The 16,152-nt window shown below is 69.0% G+C and carries 17 protein-coding genes; 7 read left to right on the top strand and 10 right to left on the bottom strand.

The features are described 5' to 3' along the window. Positions 1-41: 41 nt before the first annotated feature. The 3 genes from rsmD to ACFQRE_RS08735 are packed head-to-tail and all read right to left on the bottom strand — an operon-like array spanning position 42 to position 4,516. The gene (gene rsmD / locus ACFQRE_RS08745) at positions 42-590 is read right to left on the bottom strand and encodes a 16S rRNA (guanine(966)-N(2))-methyltransferase RsmD (protein WP_380121184.1); all 549 of its coding nucleotides are present in this window, start codon (positions 588-590) and stop codon (positions 42-44) included. 1 nt (position 591) lies between these two features. Continuing rightward, the gene (locus tag ACFQRE_RS08740) at positions 592-2,799 is read right to left on the bottom strand and encodes an ATP-dependent DNA helicase RecG (RefSeq protein WP_380121182.1); all 2,208 of its coding nucleotides are present in this window, start codon (positions 2,797-2,799) and stop codon (positions 592-594) included. 4 nt (positions 2,800-2,803) lie between these two features. Continuing rightward, positions 2,804-4,516, bottom strand: coding sequence for a DAK2 domain-containing protein (locus ACFQRE_RS08735; protein WP_380121179.1), 1,713 nt, complete (start codon positions 4,514-4,516; stop codon positions 2,804-2,806). A 168-nt stretch (positions 4,517-4,684) separates the two neighbouring features. On the opposite strand from ACFQRE_RS08735, the gene rpmB reads away from it, so the two are divergent. Continuing rightward, entirely contained in the window at positions 4,685-4,879 is a 195-nt protein-coding gene (rpmB, locus tag ACFQRE_RS08730; protein ID WP_009778186.1) for a 50S ribosomal protein L28, read from the top strand. A 159-nt stretch (positions 4,880-5,038) separates the two neighbouring features. On the opposite strand, the gene thiL is transcribed toward rpmB, so the two are convergent. Next, entirely contained in the window at positions 5,039-6,052 is a 1,014-nt protein-coding gene (thiL, locus tag ACFQRE_RS08725) for a thiamine-phosphate kinase (RefSeq protein WP_380121177.1), read from the bottom strand. Positions 6,053-6,227: 175 nt separating this feature from the next. Here thiL and ACFQRE_RS08720 point away from each other — a divergent pair, with 175 nt between their 5' ends. Together ACFQRE_RS08720 and ACFQRE_RS08715 are read left to right on the top strand one after the other, a co-directional pair. Then, positions 6,228-6,461: an Lrp/AsnC ligand binding domain-containing protein gene (locus ACFQRE_RS08720; RefSeq protein WP_009778184.1), complete on the top strand. Its 234-nt coding sequence runs from the start codon at positions 6,228-6,230 to the stop codon at positions 6,459-6,461. Between the two features lie 2 nt (positions 6,462-6,463). Further along, a complete protein-coding gene (locus ACFQRE_RS08715) occupies positions 6,464-6,919 on the top strand; it encodes a DUF3515 family protein (RefSeq protein ID WP_380121175.1) in 456 nt (151 codons plus the stop codon). An 89-nt stretch (positions 6,920-7,008) separates the two neighbouring features. On the opposite strand, the gene ACFQRE_RS08710 is transcribed toward ACFQRE_RS08715, so the two are convergent. Beyond that, complete coding sequence (locus tag ACFQRE_RS08710; RefSeq protein WP_380121173.1) at positions 7,009-8,157, bottom strand: D-alanine--D-alanine ligase family protein; 1,149 nt, start codon at positions 8,155-8,157, stop codon at positions 7,009-7,011. Positions 8,158-8,208: 51 nt separating this feature from the next. Between ACFQRE_RS08710 and ACFQRE_RS08705 the strand changes: the two genes are divergently transcribed. Continuing rightward, positions 8,209-9,285 (top strand): trans-sulfuration enzyme family protein, encoded by a 1,077-nt coding sequence (locus tag ACFQRE_RS08705; protein WP_380121171.1) that lies wholly within the window; start codon positions 8,209-8,211, stop codon positions 9,283-9,285. Here the strand turns inward: ACFQRE_RS08705 and ACFQRE_RS08700 are convergent. Then, a complete protein-coding gene (locus ACFQRE_RS08700; RefSeq protein ID WP_380121169.1) occupies positions 9,282-10,280 on the bottom strand; it encodes an NAD(P)H-dependent glycerol-3-phosphate dehydrogenase in 999 nt (332 codons plus the stop codon). The genes ACFQRE_RS08705 and ACFQRE_RS08700 overlap by 4 nt on opposite strands. Further along, entirely contained in the window at positions 10,277-11,107 is an 831-nt protein-coding gene (locus ACFQRE_RS08695) for a lysophospholipid acyltransferase family protein (protein WP_380121167.1), read from the bottom strand. The genes ACFQRE_RS08700 and ACFQRE_RS08695 overlap by 4 nt, the downstream gene beginning before the upstream one ends. Positions 11,108-11,221: 114 nt before the next feature. Here ACFQRE_RS08695 and cofC point away from each other — a divergent pair, with 114 nt between their 5' ends. From cofC to ACFQRE_RS08680, 3 genes are all read left to right on the top strand, one after another. Next, a complete protein-coding gene (cofC, locus tag ACFQRE_RS08690; RefSeq protein WP_380121165.1) occupies positions 11,222-11,845 on the top strand; it encodes a 2-phospho-L-lactate guanylyltransferase in 624 nt (207 codons plus the stop codon). Between the two features lie 9 nt (positions 11,846-11,854). Beyond that, complete coding sequence (locus ACFQRE_RS08685; RefSeq protein WP_380121163.1) at positions 11,855-12,064, top strand: hypothetical protein; 210 nt, start codon at positions 11,855-11,857, stop codon at positions 12,062-12,064. Between the two features lie 61 nt (positions 12,065-12,125). After that, entirely contained in the window at positions 12,126-12,839 is a 714-nt protein-coding gene (locus ACFQRE_RS08680; protein WP_380121161.1) for a hypothetical protein, read from the top strand. A gap of 93 nt (positions 12,840-12,932) precedes the next feature. On the opposite strand, the gene ACFQRE_RS08675 is transcribed toward ACFQRE_RS08680, so the two are convergent. The 3 genes from ACFQRE_RS08675 to leuC form a co-directional block, all read right to left on the bottom strand. After that, positions 12,933-13,637 (bottom strand): HU family DNA-binding protein, encoded by a 705-nt coding sequence (locus ACFQRE_RS08675; protein WP_380121159.1) that lies wholly within the window; start codon positions 13,635-13,637, stop codon positions 12,933-12,935. A gap of 389 nt (positions 13,638-14,026) precedes the next feature. Next, complete coding sequence (leuD, locus tag ACFQRE_RS08670) at positions 14,027-14,614, bottom strand: 3-isopropylmalate dehydratase small subunit (protein ID WP_380121157.1); 588 nt, start codon at positions 14,612-14,614, stop codon at positions 14,027-14,029. Position 14,615: 1 nt separating this feature from the next. Continuing rightward, a complete protein-coding gene (gene leuC / locus ACFQRE_RS08665; RefSeq protein ID WP_380121643.1) occupies positions 14,616-16,049 on the bottom strand; it encodes a 3-isopropylmalate dehydratase large subunit in 1,434 nt (477 codons plus the stop codon). Positions 16,050-16,152: the final 103 nt, after the last annotated feature.

The following is a 16,152-nucleotide window of genomic DNA, read 5'->3' as shown; positions in this document are numbered from 1 at the left end:
GTCAGGTGGCCTGTGACGGGACGAGCGCGATGCCCTGTCGGTCAGTGACTGGCATACCAGATGACGGTTTCGCCGTACTTCTTGACCCGCTCCGGCTCCAGCCCCTTTGGCCACGTCGGTTCGGCGGAGCGCTTCGAACGCTCGATGACGACGAGGGCGCCCTCTGCCAGCCAGCCGCGCGAGGCCAACGCCTCGAGGTCAGCCGCGAGCGCCTCCTCCGTGAGGTCGTAGGGCGGGTCGAGGAAGACGAGGTCGAGCTCGCGGGCGGTGCCCGTGAGCGCCGACGCCACCGTCACGGGGAGCACCGTCGCCTTGAGCCCGAGCCGTCCGGCGTTGTCGCGGATCACGGCCGCGGCAGTCCGGTCGGACTCGACGAGGGTCACCTCGGCGGCACCACGACTGGCGGATTCCAGCCCAAGGGCGCCCGACCCGGCATACAGGTCGATGACCCGCGCACCGGTGAGCGCGTCACGAGCCTGGAGGGCGGAGAAGAGTGCCTCGCGCACGCGGTCGCTCGTCGGGCGCGTCCCGCGACCGGGAGGGGTCTTCAGCTCACGTCCGCCGGCGGTGCCGGCGATGATTCGGGTCACCTCAGCCTCGTTCCAGGTATGCCGCTTGCTCGGCGTCCACGCGCGCGTGGACCAGCTCGGCGAGTCGGGGATGCGCCACCAGGTCCGGGTGGTCGGCGACGATGGCAAACGCATCCTCGCGCGCTGCCTCGATGAGGTCTTCGTCCTCGAGGACATGGAGGAACTGCAGCTGGGTGCGTTTGCCGTGCTGGGAGGACCCGAGGATGTCACCCTCCCGTCGTTGCCGCAGGTCGATGCGGGCCAGCTCGAACCCGTCGGTCGTGCCGGCGACGGCGTCGAGGCGCTCGTGCGGGGCGTCGGCGTCACCGGAGTGCACGAGCAGGCAGAGGCCCGGCAGCCCACCACGGCCGACGCGACCTCGGAGCTGGTGCAGCTGGGAGACGCCGAAGCGATCGGCGTCCATGACGACCATGACGCTGGCGTTGGGGACGTCGACACCGACCTCGATGACGGTCGTGGAGACGAGGACGTCGATGTCGCCCGACGCGAAGTCACGCATGATCGCGTCCTTCTCGTCGGCGGGCAGGCGGCCATGGAGGATCTCGATGCGCAGGCCCTCGAGCGCCGGGTTGGCCACGAGGTCGGCGTGGACGCGGTGGACCGAGGCGAGCGGACGAGGCGGCGGAGCATCGCCCTCTGTGCCCTCCTCGTCCCCATCGCCGTCGGAGTCGGGATCGGGAGCCGCGTCGGGCGCGAAGATCTCGGTGTCCTCGTCCGGTTCGTCGTCGTCGCCGATCCGCGGACACACGACGTAGGCCTGCCGTCCCAGGGCCACCTCCTCGGCGATGCGCACCCACGTGCGCTGGAGCCATCCGGGCTTGGCCTCGGGGACGACGTGAGTGGTGATCGGCGCGCGTCCCGCCGGCAGCTCACTCAGGGTCGAGGTCTCCATGTCACCGAAGACGGTCATCGCGACCGTGCGCGGGATCGGTGTGGCGGTCATGACGAGGACGTGCGGGGGCTGGGCAGCCTTGCCCCGCAACGCATCTCGCTGCTCGACTCCGAAGCGGTGCTGCTCGTCGACGACGACCAGAGCGAGATCCTGGAAGCTCACGTGCTCCTGGATGAGGGCGTGGGTGCCGATGACGATCCCGGCGTCACCACTGGCGATGTCGAGCATCGCCTTGCGGCGGGACTGGGTCGACATGCTGCCGGTGAGGAGGGTGACCCTGGTGCCGATGTCACTGCCGCCGAGCATGCCGCCCTCGGCGAGGTCGCCGAGCATCGTCGTGATCGAGCGGTGGTGTTGCGACGCGAGAACCTCGGTGGGGGCGAGGAGGGCGGCCTGTCCTCCGGCGTCGACCGCCGCCAACATCGCGCGCACAGCGATGACGGTCTTGCCCGAGCCGACCTCACCCTGGAGGAGTCGGTGCATGGGAACGTCGCGGGCCATCTCGGCCGCGAGCGTCTCGCCGATGTCGACCTGGCCGGCCGTCAGGGTGAAGGGCAGCCGCTGGTCGAATGCGTCGAGCAGACCACCGGGGCGGGGCACCCGCGCCAGCGTCGACTCCTGCGCCTGACGCGCCCGACGCTGCGCCAGGGCGACTTGGAGGATCAGGGCCTCCTCGTAGGACATGCGCTTCGTCGCCGCGTCGACCTCGGCGTGCGAGTCCGGTGTGTGGATCCCCCGCAGTGCGGCCATCCGGTCCACGAGATCCCGACGGTCGAGGACTTCCTCGGGGATCGCCTCGGGCATCTCGTCCAGGAGGTCGAGGACCATCCGGACGCACTCGGTCACCGTCCAGGTGTGGAGGTTGCCGACGGCCTTGTAGATCGGGATGAGGTTGCGTCGCTCGCCCCGGTCGAAGTCGCTGAGCAGTGAATACCCCGGGTGGGCGAGCTGGAGTCGATTGTTGAACGAGGACACCTTGCCAGCGAACAACGCTCGCGCGCCGGGGACGAGTTTTCCCTCGTGCCCGTGGGAGGAGAAGAAGGTGATCTCGAGGTCCTTGGAGCCGTCGGTGATGACGGCCTGGAGCATGCGTCCACGACGGTTCTTCATCGAGCGCGTGGTCGCCGACTTCACCTCTGCGACGGCGACGATGTAGGAGCCGATGCGGGCGGCCGCAAGGTTGCTCGCGGGCGACTGGTAGCGCCGTGGCCAGTAGGCCAGGAGGTCGCCGACGGTCTCGATCCCGCGAGAGTCCTTGAACTTCTTCGCCTCGCGCTTGTCCAGAACCTTGGTGAGCGGAGTCGACTCGTCGTACACCGGGCTACTCCACCCCCACGAGAAGCGGGTAGACCTGCTGGCCGCCGTCGATGCGGACGACCTCGACCTCGGCGTGGTTCCTGCCCAGGCTCTCCTCGACGGCATCGATGAAGGCCGGGTCGGCATCGGCGCCCGAGACCAGGGTGACGAGTTCACCGCCTCCCGACAGGAGTCGGTCGAGGACCTCGACCGCCGTGGCGGTGAGGTCGTCGCCGATGAGGGCCACGTCGCCGCTCACGATGCCGAGGATGTCGCCGACGGACACCGATCCGGCCCAGGTGAGCACCTCCCGCGACGCGATCGACACGGCGCCGTGACGCGTCGCCACCGCAGCCCCGGTCATGCCGATGGCGTTCTCGCGCAGTCCCTTGTCGAAGTCGACGACGGCCAGTGCCGCGAGGCCCTGGACAGCGGTGCGCGCCGGGATGATCGCGGTGACGATGCCATCGTCGGTCGCGGCACGGCAGGCCACCTCGGCGGCCATGAGCGTGTCCTTGTCGTTGGGCAGCACCACGACCGAGGCCGCACCCGTGCGCCGGATGGCGTCGAGGAGCTGCCCGGCCGACGCCCTCGCTCCGGGCGCGCTCGACACCACGGTCGCCCCGGCCTCCGTGAGGATCGAGGCCATGCCCGGACCTGCTGCGCAGGCCACGACCGCGAACTGCTGGGGCTCCCGGGCGGAGATCTGCGTGGCGAAGTGCGTCACCTTGATGCGGTGCGGACGACCGGCCAGGATGCCGGCCTCGACGGCGGCACCGACGTCATCGACGTGGACGTGGACGTTCCAGAGGTCCGGTCCCCCGACGACGAGCAGCGAGTCGCCGAGGCCGTCGAGGGCGGTCCGCATCATCGCGACCCGGCCGACATCACTGTCGTCGAGCAGGAACATGACCTCGAAGGCCGGCCCGCCGAGCCCCGCCGCCGGGGCGTCGAGCGGGTCGTGGGCGTCGAGCGAACGAGGCACGCCTCCGCTGACCGTGGGCTGGGTGCCGTCGGCGGACGGCTCGGCATGCCAGGACGCCCGCGGCACCAGGTCCTGCGACGCGTGGTTCAGGGTGCCCGACTCGCTGGTCCAGTCGCCGGTCAGTGCGCGGTGCAGGGCCTCGATCATCAACAGGCAGCCGGCGCCCCCCGCATCGACGACCCCGGCCTGGGCGAGCGCTGGCAGCTGTTCGGGAGTGCGGGCCAGGGCGGTCTCGGCCGCGGCGACGGCAGCTCCAGCGACCTCGGCAGCATCTCCACCGGCTTCGGCACTCTCGCGAGCAGCCTCGGCGATCGCGTCCGCGACGCTGAGGATCGTGCCCTCCTGTGGATGGGCGACGCTGGCGCGGGCGAGCTCGGCGCCCCGTGTGACGGCTCGGGCCAGAGCGGCCCCGTCGACCTCGACGAGATCCTCCTCGACGATGACCTGGCTGATGCCGGCCACGAGCTGGCTGACGATGACCCCGGAGTTGCCCCGCGCCGACATGAGCATGGCGCGCGCGAGGTCGCGGGCCTCGTCGACCAGGGTCGCCGTACCGATCGTGCCCTGCGCGCCGTGGAGGCGGTTGAGCTCGTCGATGGCGGTGTCCATCGTGAGATAGAGGTTGGTGCCCGTGTCGCCATCAGGCACCGGGAAGACGTTGAGCGCATCCATCTCGGTGCGGCGCAGCGCGAAGGCGGCGCGGGTGAGAGCCGCCCAGAGGCGGGCTCCATCGGCATCGAGAACGGCTGGCACGATGGCAGGCTATCGGGCCCCTCGGACTCGTTTTGGAGCCACACCCGAACTCGGATACTCTTTGACGGTTCCGCGTGAGCCCCATCAGGGGCGGGCACCGGAATCCACTGACCTGAGACGGCTGGCATTCCAGCCGTCTCGTATGACACTGACTCAAGGAGATCCACCGTGGCTGCCAACTGCGATGTCTGCGGCAAGGGACCCGGCTTCGGCCACAGCATTTCGCACTCGCACCGCCGCACCAAGCGTCGCTGGAACCCCAACATCCAGCGCGTGAAGGCTCTTGTCGGTGACAAGGGTGTGACCCCGAAGCGCCTCAACGTCTGCACCTCCTGCCTCAAGGCCGGCAAGGTCAAGCGCTGACCCCTCAGCTGTAACCCGAAAGGGGCGGTGTCCGAGCGCGGACACCGCCCCTTTTCGCATGCCCAACCCCGTCTTCGTGCCCCGTACGGACATGAGGAGCGAAGCGACGAGGTCCGTACGGGGCACGAAGACGGGAAGAAAAGACCGTGGGTATGCCGGTCAGCCGGCGAAGTGGTCCCAACCAGTCACGCTCGGCACAGCCCCACCGACGGTGAGCCGAGGCCCCTGAGGTCCCGCCTCCACGACCTGCCCGATGACGGTCCAGGGCGCGTGCGGGTCGTCCGGCACCGCATCTGCGGGGAAGGTCGCGAGCAGCGAGTGCTCCTCTCCCCCGGACAGCACCTGACGCCAGCCGACGTCCGTCCCGACGGCCAACTCGATGGGTCCGGCGAGGAAGTGCTCCCGCAGCTGGGCCTCGTCGAGCGCGAGCTCCACACCGCTGGCGACGGCGATCCGTCCCCCGTCACGCACGAGCCCGTCGGAGAGGTCGATCATCGACGTCGCACCGGCATCGGCAGCCACGGGCCCGGACTCCCAGGGGGGCCGAGGCGAGCGGTGGAACCACATCAGCACCGACGTCGCCCGCTCCATGGCCGTGAGGTGACCCGCGCCTGCGTTCGGCGCGATGGGGTCCGTAGTCCCCGCTTCGTACAGAGCCAGCCCTGCTCCGGACCAGCCGAGCGAACCCGCGACCGCCACGACGTCTCCGGGCCGGGCACCGGAGCGCAGGACCGGCATACGCCCCTGGAGGTCGCCGAACGCGGTGACGGCCACCATGATGACCCCGGCCGGCGCCGAGGACAGGTCTCCACCCACGACAGGACAGCCGGCGTCCTCGGCTGCGTCGGCGATCCCGCGGGTGAGGTCGATGACCCAGTCGAGCTCGGTCTCGGGATCGGCGGCGACGGACACGAGCAGACCGGTTGCGACCGCGCCCATCGCGGCGACATCGGCAACGTTCTGGGCGACGACCTTGAGGCCGACGTCGTGGCCGCTGGACCAGTCGTCGCGCCAGTCCCGGCCCCGCACCATCGAGTCGGTGGTGACGACGACGGACTCGCGCGCCGTGATCACGGCGGCGTCGTCACCGGGCGCCACGAGCACCCCGGAGCCGGCAAACGGGCTCTCCCCGAACATCGGGATGATGCGGGCGAGGAGATCGGACTCGCTCACCGAACCGATCGTCGTGTGCGCGACCACACGGCCACCTCCTGAACCACCCGAGACTTGCGGACCATCGGCACGGTACCGTGCAGACACCATCGCCTCGGCGACGGTCGACCCAGACTCAGAAAGACTCAGGCGGAGCGGCGTACAGAGCCTCTCCCTGACAGTGAGGTGACACCCAGTGGTCCAGGCCTACATCCTGATTCAGACCGAAGTTGGTCGCGCAGCAGCCGTGGCGACCGCGATCGCAGCGATCCCGGGAGTGGCCCTCGCCGAGGATGTCACCGGTCCCTATGACTGCATCGCGCGCGTCGAGGCCGAGACGGTCGACGAACTCGGCAAGCTCGTCATCGCCAAGATCCAAGAGGTCGAGGGCATCACCCGCACCCTCACCTGCACGGTGGTTCACGTCTGACCGTGACATCACGGAAGCGTTCGATGACGGCGGTGGCGCTCGGCGCCACCGCCGTCGTCATGCTGTCCGGCTGTTCGTCGTCCGTCGAGATCGAGCCGACGTCCAAGGCCACCAGCGGCGTATGCCGTGAGGTCACCTCCGCGTGGCCGGCGAAGGTCGGCGACAACGCGCGACGGGAGGTCTCGGACGCGAGCGCCGGTGCGGCATACGGGGATCCGGCGATCATCGCCAGGTGCGGAGTCCCCGCTCTGGCCCCGACAACCGACGACTGCATCGAGGTCGACGGCATGGGATGGGTCGCCGAGAAGCTCAGCGACGGGACCCGCTTCACGACATTCGGGCGCGACCCTGCGCTCGAGGTTCTCGTGCCGAGCGACTACGCACCCGAACCCCTGTTGCTCCCAGCCTTCACCAGGGCCGCCGAAAAACTCCCGAAGAACTCCCTCACCTGCAGCTAGCCAGCCACTTTCCCGTCTTCGTGCCCCGCACGGACAGGAGGAGCGCAGCGACGAGTGTCCGTGCGGGGCACGAAGACGCAGCAGCGGTTTCAGCGCAGGCCGACGCGGCGCTCCATCGCGAGGCCGATGAGCTCGTCGATGAGCTCGGGATAGGACAGCCCGGCTGCCGCCCACATCCGCGGGTACATCGAACTCGGTGTGAAGCCGGGCATCGTGTTGATCTCGTTGATGAGGACGTCGCCGGTCTCGGTGAGGAAGAAGTCGCAACGCGCGAGGCCCTCGCACCCTGCCGCGGTGAAGGCGGTGACGGCCATCCGAGCAATCTGCTCGGCGATGTCCGGCGCGACGTCGGCCGGTGACTCGAGCCGAATGTCGTCGTCGGCGAGGTACTTCGCTTCGAAGTCGTAGAAGGCGTGACCCTTGACGACGATGCACTCCCCCAACGAACTCGTGCGCGGCTCGTCGGTGCCGTGGCCGTCGAGGACACCGCACTCGATCTCGCGACCGACGACGCCCTGCTCGATGACGACCTTGGGGTCGTGCTCGCGGGCGGCTTCGACGGCGGCGCGCAGGCCGTCGGGAGAGTCGACCTTGCTGATGCCCATGCTTGAGCCCGCGCGCGCGGGTTTGACGAAGACGGGAAAGTCCAGGGCTCCGACGGCGTCCAGTGCGGCTTCGGGGTCGCGCAGCCACTCCCGATCGGTGATGACCGTGTAGGGACCAACCGGCAGTCCCGCGGCCGCAAAGACGACCTTCATCATGTGCTTGTCCATCATCACCGCGGAAGCGGTGACGCCGGAGCCGACGTAGCGGACGTCGGCGAGGTCGAGCATCCCCTGAATGGTTCCGTCCTCACCGAAGGGGCCATGGAGCAGTGGGAAGACGACATCGACCTCATTGAGCTCGCGCGGTGCCGCGCCCGGCTCGTGGACGATCAGGTGGCGGGCGGTCGCACTCGTGGGGACGAGCACGCTCGGGCCGGACGCGTCGACCTCGGGGATGTGACCGGGCGCGAGGCGCAACGGCTCCGGGTCGTTGGGTGCGAGCACCCAGCTGCCGTCCTTGGCGATGCCGATGGGGATGACGTCGTAGCGTTCGGGGTCGAGCGCCGACATCACGCTCGCGGCCGTGGCGCAGGACACGGCGTGCTCGGAGGAGCGGCCCCCGAAGACGAGAGCGACGCGCAGGCGGCGCGGCGCGTCGGTGGGGGCAGCTGTCGGCGTGGGATCGGAGTTCATCGCTCTGGACCCTATCCCGCAGCGGTGGGCACACGGCATACGCTCATTGGCGTGGATTCCGAAGAGTTGAGCCCTGCCACCCGTGTTGTCTCCCTGGGGCGCGTTGCGCGCCACCCAGGTGAGCAGGTCGGGGCCCCGCTGACCTTCACGTCGACGTACCACGCGGACGGGCCGGTCAACTATGCCCGCGCCGGCAATCCGACGTGGACGGCCTTCGAGGAGGCCCTCGGGTCGCTCGAGGGAGGCGAGTCACTCGTCTTCGCGTCAGGGATGGCCGCTGTGGCCGCTGCACTCTCCCTCGTCCCGCACGGCGGTCGCGTCGTCGTCCCGACTGCGGCCTACAACGGGACTCTTGTGACGCTGGCCGACCGGGCAGAGGCCGGAGAGCTGGAGGTCACCGCCGTCGACATCACCGACACAGCGGCCGTGGTGTCGGCGCTCGACGGCGCCGCCATGCTCTGGATCGAGTCTCCCACCAACCCGTTGCTCGACGTCGCCGAGGTGGAGGCACTCGCCCACGCTGCCCGGGACCGCGACGTCCTCGTCGTCGTCGACAACACGTTCGCGACTCCCCTGCTGCAGCAGCCGCTCGCCCTGGGCGCCGATGTCGTCGTGCATTCGGCGACGAAGTACCTGTCCGGCCACAGTGACCTCCTGCTCGGCGCAACGGTGACGGCCACGACCGACGAGGGCCGCGCGCTCCACGAACGCCTCCGCCGGCACCGGCAGCTCCAGGGGGCCATTGCCGGACCGATGGAGACGTGGCTGGCCCTGCGCGGGCTGCGCACCCTGTCGGTTCGGCTCGAACGGGCCAGCGCCAACGCAGCCGTGCTCGCGTCGCGCCTTGCGGGGCACGCCGGGGTGGAGCGCGTGCGCTACCCCGGCTTCGGGGCAATGGTTTCCATCGACGTCGCCGGTGATGCGGACGCCGCCGAACGCGTGGCCGCGGCCACACAGTTGTGGGTGCACTCGACGAGCCTCGGAGGCGTCGAGAGCCAGCTCGAGCGACGCCGACGTCAGCCCGGTGAGCCCGAGGTCGTGCCCGAGAACCTGCTGCGGCTCTCGGTCGGCATCGAGGACGTCGAGGACCTCTGGCGGGACCTCGACGCAGCGCTGGGCGCGATCTAGCCGGTTTCGGCCTTGCGAGGACGCGAGAGCAGTGCCTCGACGACTTCCTGCGCCGACTTGCCCTCCGTGATCATCGCGTTGACCTGTTCGATGATCGGCACGTCGACACCGTGATGACGGGCGAGGTCGAGGATCGAGGTGCACGACTTCACGCCCTCGGCGGTCTGGTTGGTCACGGCGACGACCTCGTCGACCGTCATGCCCTGACCGAGGCGCACCCCGAAGCTGTGGTTGCGAGACAACGGCGACATGCACGTCGCGATGAGGTCGCCCACACCGGCGAGCCCGGCGAACGTGCGCGAGTCACCGCCCAGTGCCATCCCGAGTCGTGTCGTCTCAGCGAGTCCGCGCGTGATGATCGACGACTTGGAGTTGTCTCCCATCCCGAGACCCTCGGCCATGCCCACGGCGAGCGCGATGACGTTCTTGGTCGCCCCGGCGATCTCGGTCCCGACGACGTCCGTGCCGGTGTAGGGGCGGAAGTATGCCGCTGCGCACGCGTCCGCGACCTGCTGCGCCACCTGCTCGTCGGCCGCCGCGACCACGCTGGCAGCGGGCTGCTTCACGGCGATCTCACGCGCGAGGTTGGGGCCTGAGACGACGACGATGCGACCGATGTCGACCCCGCCAGCGTCGGCGATGACCTCGCTCATCCGCTGGGTCGTGCCGAGTTCCACACCCTTCATCAGCGAGACCACGGCAGCAGTGCTGGGCAGGGCAGAGCCCCAGGAGCCCAGGTTGGCGCGCAAGGTCTGGGACGGGACGGCCAGGACGACGATGTCGGCTCCGGACGCGGTTTCCTCGGGGTCGATCGAAGCCGAGATCCGCTGCGGCAGGGGCAGTTCGGGGAGGTACTCGTCGTTGCAGCCGGCGTTGATGGCGTCGACCACCTCGCTCCGTCGGCCCCACATCATCACGTCGGTGCCCGCATCGGCGAGGACGGCCGCAAAGGCCGTCCCCCAGCTACCGGTGCCAAACACGGCTGCTTTCGTCACGCGTCGTCCTCCACATCGTCAGGGTGGTCGTCGGCCCATTGTGGTGGCAGTTCACGCTCCGGTGGGCCCGAACGTTCCGTTGGCTTGGCGGCGCGGGGCCGTCCGATGACGGTGATGCCCTGCTCGCGGGGATCGAAGCGACCCGGCGGCGCCTGCTCTCCTCGGAGTTCCTCGAGCTCGCGGGTCAGGGCCACCATGATTCGCTCCGTGGCGTCGGCAAGCACCTCGGCGGTCACGGGCAGCTCGTAGAGGTCGGAGAGGGCGACAGGCGCGCCCGCCCGCACCTTCATCGTGTGCCGTGGCAGGACGCTCGGTCGGCGGCCGTAGGGAGCGAGGATCTCCTGCGCTCTCCACTGGGCGATCGGGATGATCGGGCAGCGGGTCTCGAGTGCGATCCTCGCCGCCCCCGTCTTGCCCCGCATCGGCCAGAGGTTCGGCTCGCGCGTGACGGTGCCCTCGGGATAGATGGCGACGCACTTGCCCTCACCGATGGCGTCGACGGCGGCCCGGTAGGCGTCCGACGCCTTGCCCGTCTCGCGATAGACGGGAATCTGTTTGGCACGTCGCAGGATCGCGCCGATGACGGGAATCCGGAAGACCTCGACCTTGCCCAGGAAGTGCGGCACGACCCCGGCGTCGTTGAGGAAGTGGGCGAAGATGAACGGGTCGACGTGCGAGACGTGGTTCGACACCGCGACCCATCCTCGATCCCGCGGCAGGTTGTGCGCTCCCGACCATTCCCGTCGCGTGAGCGACATGAGCAAGGGCCGTAGGACGGAGGCCGCGAACCGGTATGCCGGTGGGGACTGGCGTGGTCCGAACCTCATGCAGGCCTTCCGTCTCGGTCACCGCCTCCACGGTGCTCGCGTGCGGTTGCGGACATCCTTGTCCGCGTCGGGGGCGATGTCGAGCAGGTTCGGGCCGCGTTGGAGGATCAAGGCATGGAGTCGCCCCGCGAGACCGACTGGCACGTCGTGGTCCCCGTCAAGGGTGGCCGAGCCGCCAAGTCCCGGTTGCGCCGCTCACTCGACGACGAGGTCCTCGTGGCGGCGATCATCCACGACACCCTCGACGTCGTCTCCGACGTGGTGACGCCCTCCCGCGTCGTCGTCGTGACCCTGGACGCGGACGAGAGCGCACACGCACGCGCAGCTGGCTTCACCGTGGTCGCGGATCCCGGAAACGGCCTCAACGAAGCCTGCCTGTCCGGTGTGCGGTGGGCACAGGCCGGTGGCGCGACTGCCGTGGCCATCCTTCTCGGCGATCACCCTGCCCTCACCCCGGACGAGCTCCGCTCAGGCCTGAAGGCGGGTGCCGACCACCAGACGTTCTTCGTGCCGGACGCCGACGGGCTCGGGACCGCCCTCGTGGGAACGACCGGTTCCGACGTGCCCGCGCTCGCGTTCGGCCCGGGAAGCGCGACCCTGCACCACGCCCTGGGGCACGCCCGGCTGGACCTCGATCTCCCAGGACTTCGCCACGACGTCGACGACGAGGCCTCGCTGCACCATGCCGCCACCCATCTGACGCTGGGCCCGCGCACACGCCACGCCCTCGGGCGATAGCGTCAGAGGGTGCAAGCGAGCATTCACACCTTCGCCGAGGACGGCTCCGGCTCTGCCCTGCTCGATGACGGGCAGGTGGTCGGCTGGCCCAGCACGGTCTTCGCGGACAGTGCCCTGCGTCACGTGCGCGTGGGTCAACGCGTCAGCATCGAACTCGACGGGACGGCCGTGACCCGACTGTGGATCGTCGGCATCGGTGAGGGCGAAGTCATTCGCTGAGGCCGCAGTCGCGTAGCCGTACTCAGGCGCGCGACGGGCGATCCTCTCTACGTTGGCTGCCATGCCCACTCTCCAGCGCGCCCTCGGCATCGCCCTCAAGGCGATGGCAGCCCTCGTGGCCCTCGTGGTTGTGCTCTATCTCGTGATCAACATCGCCGGAGTGGTGTCCGCCCACGGCAAACGCAACGCGCTCGGCGACCAGATCAGCCAGCGCATCGCGGCAGAGCTCACGCAGTCGCAGCAACGCGCAGACGCAGTCGCCAGTCGGGTGGAGTCCGAGCCGACCCACGCGTGGGTGGCCCAACAGTGCGGCTTCTCCACAAACGACGCCGGATGGATCGTCCAGGACTATCGAGAGGTCTGCATCCTCGAGTCCGTGCGCGCCTGGAAGGTGTCCAGCGAGTCGCAGGCCCGGGCCCTGCTTGGAGCGCAGGTGCAGGCGGGACCGGAATCCTCGGTGAACGGTGCCTGCCACAAGTACGAGGTGTCAGAGGCGCTCGGGAAGCAGGACGTCTTTGCCGACAGCCAACTCCTCTTCCTCTACGTCGGCCCGGCCGCCGAAGGCAGCCGCTACTGCGCCCCCACGGACACCACCTACCAACAGCGACGAGGGGTCGTGGGCGACGCGCCCACCCTGGACGACTCGCAGGGATGGCTCGTGGTCATGCAGACCGATGAGCTCGTCGACGACGTCATCGGGTGCCTGCACTGGTCAGTCCTGTTCTGTGACAACCCGTTCGGTGACGACCCGGCCTGGGGCTCGGCACCATCCTGACTCGGGTTCGCCCTTGGATCTGGCACGACGACAGGGCCGGCACCGAGGCGCCGACCCTGTCGGACGTGCATGCCGCGAGATCGCGGCAGGGATTCACTTCTTCTTGGCTGATGCCTTCTTGGCCGGGGCCTTCTTGGCGGGCGCCTTCTTGGCGGGAGCTGCCTTCGCGACAGACTTCTTGGCAGCGGCCTTGACCGGAGCCGCCTTCTTGGCGGGCGCAGCCTTGGCCACGACCTTCTTGGCAGCAGCCTTGGCGGGGGCGGCCTTGGTGGCCGTCTTCTTGGCAGCAGCCTTGACAGGTGCGGCCTTCTTGGCAGCAGCCTTGGCGGGGGCGGCCTTGGTGGCCGTCTTCTTGGCAGCAGCCTTGACAGGTGCGGCCTTCTTGGCCGGAGCTGCCTTGGTGGCCGCCTTCTTGGCCGGTGCCGCCTTGGTGGCCGCCTTCTTGGCCGGTGCCGCCTTGGCGACGACAGAAGCCGTACCTGCACTCGCACGCTGGGCAGCCGGGGCAGCCTTGGGCAGCGCGGACGGCTTCTTCACGTAGGTCTTGAATGCGGCGCCAGCGCGGAAGCGCGGAGCCTTGGACTTCGGAATGCGGACGCTGGCACCGGAGTGCGGATTGCGGCCGGTGCGCGCGGCGCGCTCGACGCGGTCGAAGGTACCGAAGCCGGTGATGCCGACCTTGCCACCCTTGGTGACCTCACGGACGATCGTGTCGAGGACCGCATCGAGGGCCTCCGTCGCTGCCTTGCGGCTGCCGAGACGCTTCTCGAGCTCCCGGACGAGTTCTCCCTTGTTCACTGTCTCTCCATCGAGTGTGCCGCCGGGGCTAACCGACGATGTGTGTGACCAGGCGATCGCCTGTTCAGTCACGACGTTAGGCCCGACGCAGAGCGGAGTCCATCACCTCTGGAACGGTTTCCGTTGTCCCACAAGGACATTCGGGCGCATCCCTGGTTCCCTTGCTTGACCACAGCGCGCTCGACGAATCCAACCCGCAGATGTCGAATCGAGGCCAATTGCGTTGCAGCACAACGCTTTTGACCGCCTCCCGGGCATTCGTGGTCAGGTCAGAGCACGTGCATCACTACGAGTGGCTAGTCACATGAGTCACATCAGCCCCAACATCCCCGCGTCGGAGGTCGGCGCGAACTGCCCACTCCCACACGGCGTGTCGCGCGCTCAATGCCTCAGATCGTGACGGGTTTCCATGCCGGACGAGTTCTCTCGTATGCCGTGACGTCACCTTCATGGCGCAGCGTGAGGGAGATGTCGTCGAGGCCCTCGAGCAGTCGCCACCGGGTGTATTCGTCGACCTCGAAGGCCGCGACGAGCTCACCCGCAGTGATCGTGCGTGAGACGAGGTCGACGACGACAGGGGTCCCGGGCTCGTTCTCGAGGAGCTTCCAGAGCAGCTCGACGTCGTCCTGGCTGCACTGTGCAGTGAGCAGCCCGGACTTGCCACTGTTGCCACGGAAGATGTCGGCAAAGCGCGACGAGATGACCACCCGGAAGCCGTAGTTCATGAGAGCCCAGACCGCGTGCTCTCGAGAACTTCCCGTCCCGAAATCGGGACCCGCGACGAGAACCGAGCCCGCGGCATACGTCGGGTCGTTGAGGACGAAGGTCTCGTCCTTGCGCCACGCGGCGAAGAGGCCGTCCTCGAAGCCGGACTTCGTCACGCGCTTGAGGTACTCGGCCGGGATGATCTGGTCGGTGTCGACGTTGCTGCGGCGCAGCGGGACTCCGGTGCCCGTGTGGGTCGTGAAGGCGTCCATGTCAGGCCTCCTGCGTGGCGAGGTCGGCGGCGGGAGCCGCGAGCGGCTCGAGGTCGGACGGGCTGGAGAGGGTTCCGCGCACCGCCGTGGCGGCGGCGACCTGGGGGCTGACCAGGTGGGTGCGACCACCCTTGCCCTGACGCCCCTCGAAGTTGCGGTTGGACGTCGACGCGCTGCGCTCCCCCGGAGCGAGCTTGTCGGGGTTCATGGCCAGACACATCGAGCAGCCGGGCAGGCGCCACTCGGCACCAGCCTCGGTGAAGATCGCATCGAGCCCCTCAGCCTCGGCCTGGAGGCGCACGCGCGCCGAGCCGGGGACGACGAGCATGCGCGTTCCGTCGGCGACCTTGCGGCCCTGCACGACCGACGCGACAGCACGCAGGTCCTCGATCCGGCCATTGGTGCACGAGCCGACGAAGACGGTGTCGATCGGGATGTTCCGCAAAGGAGTGCCGGCCACGAGGCCCATGTATTCGAGCGCACGCTCGGCAGACTGACGCTCGGTGTCCTCCATCATCGACGGGTCCGGGACGCTCTCGCCGAGAGGCGCTCCCTGTCCAGGGTTGGTGCCCCACGTGACGAACGGTGTGAGGGTGGCCGCGTCGAGGATGACCTCGTTGTCGAACTCGGCGTCGTCGTCGGTGCGCAGCTCGCGCCAGTTGGCGACCGCAGCGTCCCAGTCGGCACCCTGGGGTGCGTGGTCACGGCCCTTGAGGTAGTCGAACGTGGTCTCGTCGGGCGCGATCATTCCGGCGCGGGCACCGGCCTCGATCGACATGTTGCACACCGTCATTCGCGCCTCCATGGACAGGGCGCGGATGGCGCTGCCACGGAACTCGAGGACGTGGCCCTGGCCACCGCCTGTGCCGATCTTGGCGATGACAGCGAGGACGATGTCCTTGGACGAGACGCCGGGCTGCAGGTCACCTTCGACGGTGATGGCCATGGTGCGGAAAGGCTTGAGTGGCAGGGTCTGGGTCGCGAGGACGTGCTCGACCTCGGAGGTGCCGATCCCGAACGCGAGGGCACCGAAGGCGCCGTGGGTCGACGTGTGGCTGTCACCGCAGACGACGGTCATGCCCGGCTGCGTGAGCCCCAACTGCGGGCCGACGACGTGCACGATGCCTTGCTCGGCATCACCCATCGGATAGAGCTTGATGCCGAACTCGTCGCAGTTGGTGCGAAGCGTCTGCACCTGGGTGAGGCTGATCGGGTCGGTGATCGGGCCCGGCGTGGTCGGGACGTTGTGGTCCTCGGTCGCCAGAGTGAGATCGGGTCGGCGGACAGATCGCTCGGTCAGACGCAACCCGTCAAAGGCCTGCGGGCTCGTCACCTCATGAAGCAGGTGGAGATCGATGTAGAGGAGATCCGGCTCGCCTTCGCCACGACGCACGACGTGCGACTCCCACACCTTCTCTGCCAGGGTCTTGCCCACGGCCAACACCTCCACGAAAACAGTTTCGGGGCGCCGCCTCGCACAGGGTCGGCACCATCGCTCTCATCGAGATTGTCACGCGGTCTCGAACCCGGGACTTGCG

It is taken from the genome of Knoellia pratensis (assembly GCF_042666395.1).
Classification (GTDB): Bacteria; Actinomycetota; Actinomycetes; order Actinomycetales; family Dermatophilaceae; genus Knoellia; species Knoellia pratensis.
Note: the sequence above shows the minus strand (reverse complement) of the source record. Positions and strands in the feature narration are given on the sequence as shown.

Excerpts from the sequence above, each read along its gene's own strand:
- ACFQRE_RS08710 (WP_380121173.1), bottom strand. The coding sequence starts at position 8,157 with ATGAACTCCGATCCCACGCCGACAGCTGCCCCCACCGACGCGCCGCGC.
- ACFQRE_RS08695 (WP_380121167.1), bottom strand. The coding sequence starts at position 11,107 with ATGAGGTTCGGACCACGCCAGTCCCCACCGGCATACCGGTTCGCGGCC.
- cofC (WP_380121165.1), top strand. The coding sequence starts at position 11,222 with ATGGAGTCGCCCCGCGAGACCGACTGGCACGTCGTGGTCCCCGTCAAG.
- ACFQRE_RS08680 (WP_380121161.1), top strand. The coding sequence starts at position 12,126 with ATGCCCACTCTCCAGCGCGCCCTCGGCATCGCCCTCAAGGCGATGGCA.
- leuD (WP_380121157.1), bottom strand. The coding sequence starts at position 14,614 with ATGGACGCCTTCACGACCCACACGGGCACCGGAGTCCCGCTGCGCCGC.